Source organism: Ruegeria sp. BHSC223, assembly GCF_059613025.1.
On sequence record NZ_JBXWRR010000004.1, the window covers coordinates 108,126 to 120,849 of the forward strand.

Genomic DNA, 12,724 nt, shown 5'->3' on the forward strand with positions numbered 1-12,724 from the left:
CTCCCTTTGCGCCGGGCGGTGTGTGAAAACCCCCGTTGCCTTGTCTGTCGCCCTGCGATATCCGGGCGCCTTTCGCAAAAACCGGGAGGGAAGTCATGGCACGTCTTGGCGTGGATTTCGGAACGTCCAACACCGCTGCGGGACTGGTGCAGGCGGGGCACCCCCGGGTGCTGCCGCTGGAACCGGGCGCGCAGACCCTGCCGACCGCCGTCTTCATCGACTTTGCCGCGCGCCGCTATGTCTATGGCAGCGACGCCGCCCGCGCCATGATGGACGGGCAAGAGGGCCGTTTTCTGCGCGGGCTGAAAAGCATTCTGGGCACCCCGCTGGCCCGCGAACCGCGCATGTTCCTGAACGAGCGGCTGACCCTGATCGAGGTTATCGCCCGTTTTCTGGCCGAGATCCGGACGCGTGCCGAACGGCTGAGCGGAGAGCGCTTTGACCGCGCCCTGTCGGGCCGACCGGTGCATTTCCACTCTGCCTCTGCCGCGCGCGACGCGCAGGCCTGTACCGACCTGCGCGACGCCTATCTGCTGGCCGGGTTTCGCGAGGTGAGCTTTCTGCCCGAACCCGAGGCGGCGGCGCTGGCGGTGGCGGGTCAGGGCCGCATACTGATCGTCGATATCGGTGGTGGCACCTCGGATTTCACCCTGTGCGACCGCCAGGGAACGGCCACACAAGTGTTGGCCAGCCGGGGTCTGCGCATCGGCGGGACCGATTTCGACCGGATACTCAGCCTTGATCACGCCATGCCCTTGATGGGGTACGAGACCCGGATCGGGGCAGAGCTGGGCGAGGCCAGCCACAGCGCCCCCCGGGCCCTGTTCCACGATCTGGCCAGCTGGGAAAAGATCGCCTTTGTCTATGACCCCGCCACCCTGCGCGAGGTGCGGCGCTGGGTCCGTCTGGCCGAACAGCCCCGCCTGTTCGAACGGCTGGCCGATGTGCTGGAATCGCATCTGGGCCATGACGTGGCCTATGCGGTCGAGGCGGGCAAGATCGCCGCAAATGGGGCCGAGGCGGGCCGCATCGCGCTGGATGTCGTCGAACGTGGGCTGGGCGCCGATCTGAGCAATGCGGCGATGCAGGCGGCATTGGCCGGTTGCGCCGATGATATCGCCACCTGCGCCATGCAGACGGTACAAGATGCGGGTGTTGCCCCGGACAGCGTCGATCAGGTCGTGTTTGTCGGCGGCTCCAGCCTGATGGGGGTGATCCGCGCCGCGCTGGGGCGCGTCCTGCCGGGCGCCCAACAACAGGATTCCGAAGTATTCACCGCCGTGGTTCACGGCCTCGCACTGGCCAGCGAAGACCAATAAAACAACATCGAAAACGCATGTTTCACCCCTTGCCGCGCCTCTTGAAATCGGGCGCGGCGCGGCGTATGGCGCGGGCATGTACACGATCGCCGCACTCTACCACTTCACCCGTTTCGCCGACCCGGCCACCCTGAAACCCGCCCTGCTTGACCTGTGTCTGGCGCAGGAGGTCAAGGGCACGCTGCTGCTGGCCAAAGAGGGGATCAACGGCACCATCGCCGGACCGCGCACCGGGATCGACGCGGTGCTGGCCCACATCCGCGCCTTGCCGGGTTGCTCTGATCTTGAGTGGAAAGAGGCGACCAGCGACCACCCGCCCTTTGGCAAGATGAAGGTGCGGCTGAAGCAAGAGATCGTCACCATGGGCCAGCCGGATGTCGACCCGCGCGCGCGCGTCGGCCACTATGTCGAGCCTGAGGATTGGAACGACCTGATCCGCTCGGACGATGTGGTGCTGATCGACACCCGCAACGATTACGAGGTCGCCATCGGCACCTTCGAAGGCGCCATCGACCCGATGACCGAAAGCTTTCGCGACTTTCCCGCCTGGTGGGAAGCCAACAAGGAGCGGTTCCACAACAAGCGGGTGGCGATGTTCTGCACCGGCGGCATCCGCTGCGAGAAATCGACCAATTACCTGCTGGGTCAGGGGGTCGAGGATGTCTATCACCTCAAGGGCGGCATCCTGCGCTATCTCGAAGAGATACCCGCCGACAACAGCACCTGGCAGGGCGAATGTTTCGTCTTCGACAACCGGGTCTCGGTCGGGCATGGGCTGGTCGAGGGGCCGCACGAGCTGTGCCATGGCTGCCGCCGCCCGATCCTGCCCGAGGATCGCAATCGCCCGGAATACGAGCATGGGGTCAGCTGCCACCTGTGCATCGACGAGACCTCGGAGGCTGACAAGATGCGGTTCCGAGAGCGGCAGAAACAGATCGCCCTGGCCCGTGCGCGGGGCGAGGAGCATCTGGCCTCGCATTAAGCTTCTGAATGCTTGCTTGAACTCGGCCGGCAAGAGATGATCGAAGCCGGAAATCGAGGAACAGCACATGACCAAACCGCACTCCCTGACGCGCGAGTGGCGCGGCACCATGATCGCCGCGGCCGGAATGGTCATCGTCAGCAGCTTGGCCTTCCGTATCCTGTCACAGGTAGACGAAGGGGTCGCGGGCGGGACCTTGGGTTCCATTTCCACGATCGTTCTGGCGGCATGGCTGCTGATGCAGCTTTGGACCTATGTCGTTCGGATCGGTCAGCCCAAGCATCAGGTCGTGCTGATGGGCATATCCTTCATCCAGTCCGTGCCTTTTCTCTATGCTGCCGTCTATGCGTCCTTCGGGTATTCGGACAATTGCATTATCGGAGCGCAGCGTCCCTCGGAACTGCTGTACTTCTCGTATGTCACGTTTACCACGGTCGGCTACGGCGATCTGCAACCAGTCGGGACGTGCCGCGGCCTGGCTGTAGCCGAGGCTGTGACCGGTTACATTCTGCTCGGCCTGTTTGTGTCGGCGGCGGTGGCTGTCGCCTCGCACGAAAGGAATTCCAAAGAATAGCGCGGCCTCATCCTCCGTTGACCGCCACCAGGTGATTGTCCCAGGCAATCGCGGACCGGCTGGCGACCTCGCCGCCGACGCGGGTGAAGACACCGCTGCCCGACGAGGCGACCAGCGCGCCGCCGGTCACGCCCAGCCCGCAGGCATCGGTGATCGCGACCCCTCCGGCGATCCGGCCCGTCGCGACATCGCTCAGTTGCACCAGCCCGCCGCGGGGGGAGGACACCGCGACGCGCCTGCCCCCGTCGTAGAAGATGACGCTGCCGCCATAGCCGCTCATGGCGCGCATCTCTGCCTCGGACCCTGTCACCGCAATCGGCGGAGCGCCGCGCCGGTGCAGACCCAGAACCGGGCGCAAATCGCTCGTCTCGCCCTGCCATTGCATGGCAAATGCCACCAGCCCGTCGGCGCGCAGATCAAGGTGACGGATCGAGTTCATCCGGTGCTCGGGAGGCATCTGGGCCACCTCCAGCACCTCGCCCGACAGCGAAAGATAACTCAGGTTGGGCTGCATCACCGGCAGGTTCAGCTTGACCCGGCCGGTGTCGGGATGGGTTTCCACCCCGCCATTGGCCACCACCAGAGACTTGCCGTCCGGCATCAGGCGGATGTCATGTGGGCCGACCCCGCCTGAACCAAACTCGCCGATCCGGCGATAGCCTGCGCTGGCGTCCCACAGCCCGATCCGGCCCTGTCCGGCCTCGTAATCGTTTTCGGTGGTGAACAGGGTCCGGCCCTCGGCATCAAAGGCGCCATGCCCGTAGAAATGCCGCCCCTCGGGCGCGCTCAGCCGGGCGATTTCCGCTCCGCTCACACAGTTCAGCACCAACGCGAACCGACCCGGTCGGCGCGCAAAGGCCACCGCCTCGGCCCGTTCGGGATGGGCGGCGGCGGCATGGCCCCGGTCCGGGATCGGCAACTGGAACAGCGGCCTGCCATCTGTATCCAGACCATAGAGGTTATAGCTGCCATCCGCGGCGCGTCCGGCGGTCAGGAAAGCGGGCGCACCCGCATCGGCCCAACTGGCGCGCGGGGTCAGACCCGCCGCCGCCAACCCGACCAGAAATCCGCGTCGTGTGGTCATCGCTCAATCCCCGTCCAATGCGTTGAAACCGGCCGAAACCCCCAGTTCCGGCCCCAGCTCCTGCGCCACCAATTCACGGATCTCGTTGACCCGTTGTTGCAGCGCCTCAACCCGGACACGTCCGTCAGGTGTGGCGACACCAGCTAAGGCGGGATCGTCCAAGGCCGCCGCGCTGGCCAATGCACGGTCAAAGGTTGCGCCAAGCCGCTCTTGCAGCCCGGCGTCCCCCTCCGCCAGCATCAGGGCAAGCTGCTTCTGAGAGTTCAAAGCGGCGATCACCAGAGACAGGGAAAGACCTGCGCGCCAGGCCTCGGCCCGCTTTGGGCGCGGCTTGTCGAATGTCCCCATTGGCCGCCCCAGACGCAGATCGGCGGTGATCTGCAACCCGGTGCCCAGCGCCTTGAACAGCTCCTGCATCGCCTCGTCTTGGCTGCGATAGGGGCTGTCCGGCCCCGGTGCGCGCATCAGCGCCGCGTAGCGGTCATGCCAATCCGCCGCCATGGCCTGTGCCAGCCCGGCACTGTCGCGCGCGATGGCGCGGATCAGCGCGCAGCGATAGGCGTCGCTGCCCGCCGGATCCTCGTCATAGAGCAGGAACTCAAGCGCATAGAGCCCGCGCGCAGCGACCGAGACCTGGGCAAACGTCTGTGCATCCTGCACCACCGGATCCTCTGCCGCGATCAGCCCGGCCAACGCCTTGGGGGTCATACCCCGGCTGTCGGGCCAGAAGGCCAGCGCAAAGGCGCGGTTCTCTGCCTCGGTCGGGCCAAAGCGCAGATGACTGACCCCGGCCCAGGCGCGAAGCGCGCCGTTGAGCGCCGCGCGCAAATCAGGGTCGCGCTCGTCGCACGCGACCTCGGCAGCAGCGGCCAGCGACGCTGTCTCTTTCGCCAGCCGCGCGAACCCCGGTAACACATGAGAGTCAAGCACCCGACCGACCGGGTCGGCGGATGCCGTTGCGGCGACAAGGCATAGGATCAGGGCAACAAGCTGTTTCATCTCAAAGACTCTCCAGAAACCGGATCAGGGCGACGCGGTCCTCGGGCGTCAGGTCAATCACACGATCGCGCTGCGCCGCTGCTTCGCCCCCGTGCCAGAGCACCGCTTCAAGCAATGTGCGCGCCCGCCCGTCATGCAGGAAACGCGCCTCTCCGCTGACCTGTTCGGTCAGGCCGATCCCCCAGAGCGGTGCCGTGCGCCATTCGCGCCCGGTGGCCACCCCGTGCGGCAACCCGTCAGCCAGCCCGTCGCCCATGTCATGCAGCAACAGATCGGTATAGGGCCAGATCAGCTGAAAGCTTTGCTCGGGCCGATCGCTCAGCCGGGCAGTCACATGTTTGGGCACATGGCAGGCCGGGCAGCCGATGCTGTAGAACACCCGCTTGCCCCGCAACACGTCGGGGTCATCCACATCCCGCCGCGCCGGAACCGCAAGGTTGCGGCTGTAAAACGCGGTCAGCGCCAGCGCCGGGCCGTCGATCTCGGACCCGCGCGGATCGCCATTGCCATGAGGAGCATTCCGGCATTCCACCTGCAACGCGGTGCAGTCGCCCCACGGCGCGGGCAGCAGTGGCGAGGAGATGCCGATATCCGAGGCAAAAGCCGCTGCCGTCTGGTCAAGGACCGTGGCCGCGCCCGCCTTCCACCCGAACCGGCCCAGCGCCTCCTGCCCGGTCTCCAGATCAGCTACCCGGTTGGGTCGCCCCGATATACCGTCGCCATCCCGGTCGTCCGCATCGGCATATGCCAATATCTCCGCCTCGGGGATCGCCTCGAGCAGGCCCAGCCCGATCATCTGCGGCGCCAACCGGGGGCTGAGCGCGCTTTGGCTGTGCAGCTCGCCCTGCGCCGCGTCCAGCCGGTATCGGGGCTTGCGCAGAACCGCCACCTCACCCCCGATCAGAGCCACCTCTGTCTCGGTATATGTCATCCTGACGCTTGCCTCGGGCCGCAAGCCGGGAACGGCACTGTCCTGTATCTGAAGACCGAACAGCGGATCGGGCAACACCCCGTCGTCCCGGACCCTGCCCACCCGCAATACCAGCCCCGGTCCGCCCGAAACCTGACCGCGCCCGTCGCGGATATGGCAGGCCTGACAGCTGCGCGCGTTGTAAAGCGGCCCCAGCCCGTCGGACGCTTTGGTCGAGGCGGGAGAGGCCACCCAGAGCTTTTCGAACAGGGCCTGACCCAGGTGAAAATCAAGCTCTCGCTCGAAACTCATATTGGCCGAAGGGCGCGAGAACGCCTCGCGCCCGAGATCCCCAGAGACGGTAGCCGCCCCACCGGGCAACTGCTCGAATGCTTCCGCCGCTGTAAACCCGGTTGTCGGGGCGGTGACCGCCTCGATCCGCCTGCGTTCGGATTCTGAACGGGTCTGGCCCTCGGCCACCGGAGCGAGCAAGGCAAACGCCATCGTGAGCGGCAAGACAAGAGGACCCCGGCATCGGGAGGGGATCACCCGGCACATCTTGACGATATGAGGTCCTCTTCCGCTCATACACCCAACGCGATCTCGAAGTTCACACCAAAGACATGATCCACTGCTCCTGCCTCTTCGATCCGCGCCAATGCAGCACCGACAAGGTAGCGTTCACCAAACTCGTATTCGGCGCCGACCGAGAAAAGTTCGGTCAGGCCGGTGCTGTCGATATCACGCCGGGCATAGGTGCCCGACAGGGTGACGTCGCCCAGCGTATAGGCAGCGTTGAGCGTGGCATAGGTGGCATCGTCGGCGGTGCCGCCATAGCCGCTGAAACTGGCCACTTCGGCAAACAGGTCGAGCGGCATGTTATGAAACGAATGAAATACACTGGCCACCACGCCGTTTTCGGATTTCACGTCACCAGCGCCCCGGCTGAGATGGCGCACACCCAGTCGCAGCTCGGTCTCGCCAAAGGATTTGATCCAGGTGAGCGCACCGTTATCGAGCCGCCCGGTATTGCCCGCGCCACCCGCTGCACTGGTGTTGCGACCCCGGCGGAACCCGGCAGACCGGCTGAGCGCGGTGTCATCGGCATAGAACAGACCCGCATGCAGCATTCCCGCGGATCCAAGATCAACGGCGACCAGAGCACCCAGCTGCTCGGTCAACTCATAGTCCTCGGCCAGATCGGCGGCAAAGAACCCCGCCGTCTGATCCCAGCCGATGCCGAAAACAGGCGAGACCTTGCCCAGTTGGAAGCTGGCCGCGCCGGTGTCAAACTGCACGCCCAGTTCTTTGATATAGAGACCCCAGTCGGTGAAATACCGGTCACCCGGAACCGGGTCATTCACGCTCTCCCCCGTCAGCGCGGCAAAGACGCTGATGGTGTCGTTGAACCGATAGGCGCCCGACAGGTCAAGCGTGCCGGTGGCGGCACCGAATTCATTGCCCGGCGTGTCCGATTTGAAGGTGCGGGAGTATTCCAGTTCCAGTGAGCCTTCCCAGGTGAAGCCAGGCGCCTCTTGCGCCTGCGTTGCTCCCGCAAAAAGCACGGCGACGCCGATCAGCGCCGCAAGATGTTTGTAAGTCATGATGCTACTTTCTTGGATGAGCAGCTTGGCGGGCATGTGTCGCTTGCTGTGCTGAGGATGGGGTTAGTGAAACACAGCGCCGGGGTTGTCGAGTGACTCCGAGCCTTCGAAGGCGATATCGTCGAGGCCCAGCACCGGGAACAGGCGCTGGAACGAACGGGCCTGTTCGATCAGCCCGTCAACGCCCGCCATGATCAGCGCCTCGCCCTCGGCATTGCCGCGCGCCAGCATCTGGTCATAGGCGAACCCGCCCTCGGCGGCGTTGCGGATGGCGCCCAGCGCCTCCATCGTGATGTCGAGCCTGTCCTTGACCTCGGCATCCAGCGCCGGGTCGGCATCGGCAACCAGATCGGACAGCGAGGCGCCCGAGATCACCGTGCCGTCAACACGGGTATAGCTGCCGAGATAGACGTTCCGGATACCCAACCCATCGAAATAGTGGCTGTTATGCGTGTTGTCCGAGAAACAGTCATGCTCTTCTTCGGGATCGTTCAGCAACAGGCCCAGCCGCATGCGTTCACCCGCTTGCTCGCCATAGCTGAGACTGCCCATGCCGGTCAGCATTGCCACCAGCCCGGCGCTCTCGTCCGCCAGGACGGACGCACGTGCATCGCCGCCTTGGGCCCATTGCGCGGCCATCCATTCCAGATCCGAGACCAGCAGGTCGGTGGCCGCCTGCAAATAGGCGCCACGCCGCTCACAATTGCCACCGGTGCAATCGGTGCCGGCCGCGTAGTCTGTCCAGGGCCGGTTGCCCGCGCCCGGGCCGGTGCCATTCAGGTCCTGACCCCAGAGCAAAAACTCGATAGCGTGATAACCGGTGGCTACATTGGCCTCGACACCGTCCGCCTCGTGCAGGGTGCCCGAGAGAAGCTCGGGCGTGATCTGGTGGGCGTCGATGGGTGTGCCGGACAGATGGAACACGGGCGTAGCGATCACGTTCAGCGCAGCATAGCCGTTTTCATCGGTCGCGCCGGGGTAAGAGGCGTCGACATAGTCGATCAGACCCTCGTCCAGAGGCCAGGCATTCACCTTGCCCTCCCAATCGTCGACGATGGCATTTCCGAATCGATAGACCTCGGTCTGCTGATAGGGGTCGCGGGCAGCAAGCCAGGCCTGTTTGGCCGCCGCAAGAGTCCGGGCCGACGGATCGGCGATCAACGCATCGACAGCGGCCTGCAGCGCGCGGGCGGTGGTCAGGCTGTCTTGATACTTTGCCTCGGCGATATCGGCATAAGTGGTCAGAACGGCGGAGCGGTCGGCCGCCCAAACAGGCGCGGAACACGAGAGAGCCAGCGCCGTAGCGGCGAGCACGCGGGTTTTCATGGCGAATATCCTTGGGAAGTTGTCAGGCGCGGCTGGATCCGGCCATACGGCCAATCTGGCTTCGCTATTATCTGACTAAATCTGTCAGATAAGTCAACACCCCTGTCCGCCGGTCACTTGTTGCGGTCGATCCAGGCCGACATTGCCGCCTTGTCATGAAAGCATTCCGGCGGCACCGAACGGCGTTTGGCCCGCGCGATCCGCTCGGCATAGGCGACCTGCTTGCCCGACGGGTACCTGTCAAACCGAGAGGTCTCGGGCGCGCGATGGGCCGAGATCCAGGCCGACAACATGCGCCGGTCGCGCTGCGCCTCAACCGGGATGTCGAGCGAGGTGCGAGCAGCGATTGAGCGCGCAAAGCGCAACTGCTTCTCGGTCACCGGCAGCAGGTGATAATCGTTGCTGGGCCCCATCTGGGGCATGGCGTCGTAATGCTGAGTCATGGCATCCACCCTCCACGTTCCATGGAACCAATATAGAACATTTAGAGAACATTTTCAACTCTACCCATCTTTTTCACAGCTCCGTTCGTCTGAATCTTTTTTTATTGACTGGCCAATCAAACAACTCGTAGAAGATCCGCGACGACTCCCCAACATCTCCGGCACCGCATCAAAGGACGCATCATGAAGTTCCAGCCTCAAGCGAGCCATTTCATCAATGGCGCCTATGTCGAGGACACGGCGGGCGCCGTGATCGACGTGATCTATCCGGCCACCGGCGAAGTGATTGCCCGGCTGCATTCGGCCACGCCCGCGATCATCGATCAGGCGCTTGAGGCCGCGCGACAGGCGCAGGCGCAATGGGCTGCAATGACCGGAACCGAGCGTGGGCGCATCCTGCGCCGTGCCGCCGATATCATGCGGGACCGCAACCATGATCTGTCGGTAATCGAGACCCATGACACCGGCAAACCCATTCAGGAAACCACCGTGGCCGATGCCACCTCGGGCGCCGATGCACTGGAGTATTTCGGTGGGCTGGCCGGCTCGCTGACCGGCGAGCATATCCCGCTGGGTGGCGGTGATTTCGCCTATACCATCCGCGAGCCGCTGGGCGTCTGCGTCGGTATCGGAGCCTGGAACTATCCCACCCAGATCGCCTGCTGGAAGGGTGCGCCCGCGCTGGCCTGCGGCAATACGATGGTTTTCAAGCCATCGGAAACCACCCCTCTTTCTGCCCTGAAGGTCGCCGAAATCCTGGTCGAAGCCGGGGCCCCCAAGGGTATTTATAACGTCGTTCAGGGCTATGGTGATGTCGGCGCGTCCCTGGTCACCGATCCGCGCGTGGCCAAGGTGTCGCTGACCGGTTCGGTCCCGACCGGGCGCCGGGTCTATGCCGCCGCCGCCGAAAGCATCAAACACGTGACGATGGAGCTGGGCGGCAAGTCGCCGCTGGTCGTGTTCGATGACGCCGATCTTGAAAACGCGGTCTCGGGCGCGATTCTGGGCAACTTCTATTCCTCTGGCCAGGTCTGCTCGAACGGGACCCGCGTCTTTGTGCAGAAAGGCATCAAGGAGGCGTTCCTGTCCCGCCTGTCCGAGCGTCTGGCAACCGCGGTGATCGGCGACCCGATGGACCCGGCCACCAATTTCGGCCCCATGGTCAGCGAGGCCCAGATGAACATCGTCCTGGGATATGTCGAAAAGGGCAAAGCCGAGGGCGCGCGACTGGTTCATGGCGGCACCCGGCTGGCGCGCGATGGGTTCTACATTGAGCCTGCGGTGTTTGCGGATGTGACCGATGACATGACCATCGCCCGCGAAGAAATCTTTGGCCCGGTCATGTCGGTGCTCGACTTCGACACCGAAGAAGAGGTGCTGGCGCGCGCCAATGCGACCGAGTTTGGCCTCGCCGCCGGTGTCTTTACCCGTGACATCACCCGTGCGCACCGGATGGTGGCCGGGTTCGAGGCCGGCACCTGCTATATCAACACCTATAATCTGGCCCCGGTCGAGGCGCCCTTTGGCGGTTCGAAACAGTCGGGCGTGGGGCGCGAAAACTCGAAACTGGCGATCAACCACTTCTCGGAAATGAAGACGGTGTTTGTCTCGATGAACGATCTCCAGGCGCCATATTGAACGCGGCGAGCACACAAATCCCTCTTTGCCCCAGCGCCAACCGCAAGGGCAGGAGCCTCCGGCGGGAGTATTTTGAACCAGAAAGAAGCCCAAGCGCTGGTGCTTCTTTCTGGTCATAAATACTCATTCCCAACGCGCGGCATGTGGTCCGCCGCAAGAAATGTCCGACCAACAAGACCTTGGAAGCGACCTGACCCGCACCCACAGTTGAGTTCGGCGCCCAAAGCGCCTATTTCGGGGCCGGTACGGCGCAAAGGACTTTTCCGTGGTAAATCACCTCTACAAGAACGACCTGCCCGACGGGCTGGATCTGGGCCCCGTGGTGGCCATCGACTGCGAGACCATGGGGCTGAACCCCCATCGCGACCGTCTTTGTGTGATCCAGATGTCGGGCGGCGACGGAAATGCCCATATCGTACAGGTGGAAAAGGGCCAGACCGCCGCGCCCAACCTGTGCGCGATGCTGGAAAACCCCGATGTGCTGAAGCTCTTTCATTTCGGCCGTTTCGACATTGCCGCGCTCTATCACGCGTTTGGTGCCCTGACCGCGCCTGTCTATTGCACCAAGATCGCCAGCCGCCTGGTGCGTACCTATACCGACCGGCATGGCCTCAAGAACCTGTGCCAGGAACTGCTCGGGGTCGATATCTCGAAACAGCAGCAGATGAGCGACTGGGGCGCCGAGACGCTGACCGAGGCGCAGCTGGACTATGCCGCCTCCGATGTGCTCTATCTGCACCGCCTGCGCGAGGCGCTGGATGGTCGGCTGGCGCGCGAAGGCCGCGCCGATCTGGCACAATCCTGCTTCGATTTCCTGCCCACACGGGCCCGGCTCGACCTTGTGGGCTGGCCCGAAACCGATATCTTTGCCCACTCATGACCGATCGCAGTTCTTTCATCGATACCGCGCGCCAGGTCGTGCTGGACGAGGCCCGGGCGCTTGATGCGCTATCCGAGAGCCTGGGCGACGGTTTCGCCGAGGCGGTGGAGCTGATCCTGCGCACCAAGGGGCGCGTGATCGTTTCGGGCATCGGCAAATCGGGCCATATCGGCCACAAGATCGCCGCGACGTTGGCCAGCACCGGCACGCCCGCCTATTTCGTGCACCCGGCCGAGGCCAGCCATGGCGATCTGGGAATGCTCTCCGGGGATGACGTGGTGCTGGCCATCTCGAACTCGGGCGAAGCGCCTGAACTGGCCAATCTGCTGGCCTTTACCCGCCGCTTCGGCATCCCGCTGATCGGCTTGTCGAGCAAACCCGAGAGCTCGCTGATGCAGCAGGCGGATGTGCACCTGCTGATCCCGGCGCTGGGTGAGGCCTGCGGGTTCGGCATGGTGCCGTCGATCTCGACCACGTTGACGCTGGCGATGGGCGACGCGCTGGCCATCGCGCTGATGAAATATCGCGATTTCCGGCCCGAGAATTTCCGTGTTTTCCACCCCGGTGGCAAGCTGGGCGCGCGGTTGAGTCGGGTCTCGGACCTGATGCACGGCGGCGAGGCGGTGCCGCTGATCGCCGCTGACACCCCGATGAGCGAGGCGCTGCTGGAGATCAGCCGCAAGGGATTTGGCGTGGTCGGAGTCACCGATGATGCCGGTCATCTGACCGGTATCGTCACCGATGGCGACCTGCGCCGCCACATGTCCGGCCTGCTGGACAAGACCGCCGCCCAGGTGATGACCGCCAACCCGACCACGATTGCCCCCGACTCGCTGGCCGAGGAAGCGGTGGCCATCATGAACGCGCGCAAGATCACCTCGCTTTTCGTGGTCGACCCGGCCGAGCCGGGCGTGGCACGCGGGCTGCTGCATATCCACGACTGCCTGCGCGTCGGACTGGGCTAG

General features: G+C 64.4%; 12 protein-coding genes. 6 read left to right on the top strand and 6 right to left on the bottom strand.

From position 1 onward, the window contains the following. Positions 1-95 precede the first annotated feature (95 nt). From AC2FNY_RS09565 to AC2FNY_RS09575, 3 genes are all read left to right on the top strand, one after another. Positions 96-1,319, top strand: coding sequence for an Hsp70 family protein (locus AC2FNY_RS09565; protein WP_496802303.1), 1,224 nt, complete (start codon positions 96-98; stop codon positions 1,317-1,319). Positions 1,320-1,395: 76 nt separating this feature from the next. Beyond that, positions 1,396-2,301, top strand: coding sequence for an oxygen-dependent tRNA uridine(34) hydroxylase TrhO (trhO, locus tag AC2FNY_RS09570; protein ID WP_496802304.1), 906 nt, complete (start codon positions 1,396-1,398; stop codon positions 2,299-2,301). Positions 2,302-2,368: 67 nt separating this feature from the next. Then, a complete protein-coding gene (locus tag AC2FNY_RS09575; RefSeq protein WP_234139239.1) occupies positions 2,369-2,875 on the top strand; it encodes a potassium channel family protein in 507 nt (168 codons plus the stop codon). A 7-nt stretch (positions 2,876-2,882) separates the two neighbouring features. On the opposite strand, the gene AC2FNY_RS09580 is transcribed toward AC2FNY_RS09575, so the two are convergent. The 6 genes from AC2FNY_RS09580 to AC2FNY_RS09605 all read right to left on the bottom strand — a co-directional run bounded on the left by AC2FNY_RS09580 (position 2,883) and on the right by AC2FNY_RS09605 (position 9,241). After that, positions 2,883-3,959 carry a DUF1513 domain-containing protein gene (locus tag AC2FNY_RS09580; RefSeq protein WP_496802305.1) on the bottom strand — a complete coding sequence of 359 codons (1,077 nt, stop codon included), beginning with the start codon at positions 3,957-3,959 and terminating at the stop codon, positions 2,883-2,885. Positions 3,960-3,962: 3 nt separating this feature from the next. Continuing rightward, positions 3,963-4,958, bottom strand: a complete 996-nt coding sequence (locus tag AC2FNY_RS09585; RefSeq protein WP_496802306.1) for an imelysin family protein — start codon at positions 4,956-4,958, stop codon at positions 3,963-3,965. 1 nt (position 4,959) lies between these two features. Continuing rightward, positions 4,960-6,372 (bottom strand): di-heme oxidoreductase family protein, encoded by a 1,413-nt coding sequence (locus tag AC2FNY_RS09590; RefSeq protein ID WP_496802307.1) that lies wholly within the window; start codon positions 6,370-6,372, stop codon positions 4,960-4,962. 80 nt (positions 6,373-6,452) lie between these two features. Continuing rightward, entirely contained in the window at positions 6,453-7,472 is a 1,020-nt protein-coding gene (locus AC2FNY_RS09595; protein WP_496802308.1) for a hypothetical protein, read from the bottom strand. 63 nt (positions 7,473-7,535) lie between these two features. After that, positions 7,536-8,798 carry an imelysin family protein gene (locus AC2FNY_RS09600; protein ID WP_496802309.1) on the bottom strand — a complete coding sequence of 421 codons (1,263 nt, stop codon included), beginning with the start codon at positions 8,796-8,798 and terminating at the stop codon, positions 7,536-7,538. A gap of 113 nt (positions 8,799-8,911) precedes the next feature. Next, positions 8,912-9,241 carry a hypothetical protein gene (locus AC2FNY_RS09605; protein ID WP_496802310.1) on the bottom strand — a complete coding sequence of 110 codons (330 nt, stop codon included), beginning with the start codon at positions 9,239-9,241 and terminating at the stop codon, positions 8,912-8,914. Between the two features lie 183 nt (positions 9,242-9,424). Between AC2FNY_RS09605 and betB the strand changes: the two genes are divergently transcribed. The 3 genes from betB to AC2FNY_RS09620 all read left to right on the top strand — a co-directional run bounded on the left by betB (position 9,425) and on the right by AC2FNY_RS09620 (position 12,724). Next, positions 9,425-10,879, top strand: coding sequence for a betaine-aldehyde dehydrogenase (gene betB / locus AC2FNY_RS09610; RefSeq protein ID WP_234139232.1), 1,455 nt, complete (start codon positions 9,425-9,427; stop codon positions 10,877-10,879). A 265-nt stretch (positions 10,880-11,144) separates the two neighbouring features. After that, positions 11,145-11,759, top strand: a complete 615-nt coding sequence (locus AC2FNY_RS09615) for a ribonuclease D (protein WP_234165017.1) — start codon at positions 11,145-11,147, stop codon at positions 11,757-11,759. Then, positions 11,756-12,724 carry a KpsF/GutQ family sugar-phosphate isomerase gene (locus AC2FNY_RS09620; protein ID WP_496802311.1) on the top strand — a complete coding sequence of 323 codons (969 nt, stop codon included), beginning with the start codon at positions 11,756-11,758 and terminating at the stop codon, positions 12,722-12,724. The genes AC2FNY_RS09615 and AC2FNY_RS09620 overlap by 4 nt, the downstream gene beginning before the upstream one ends.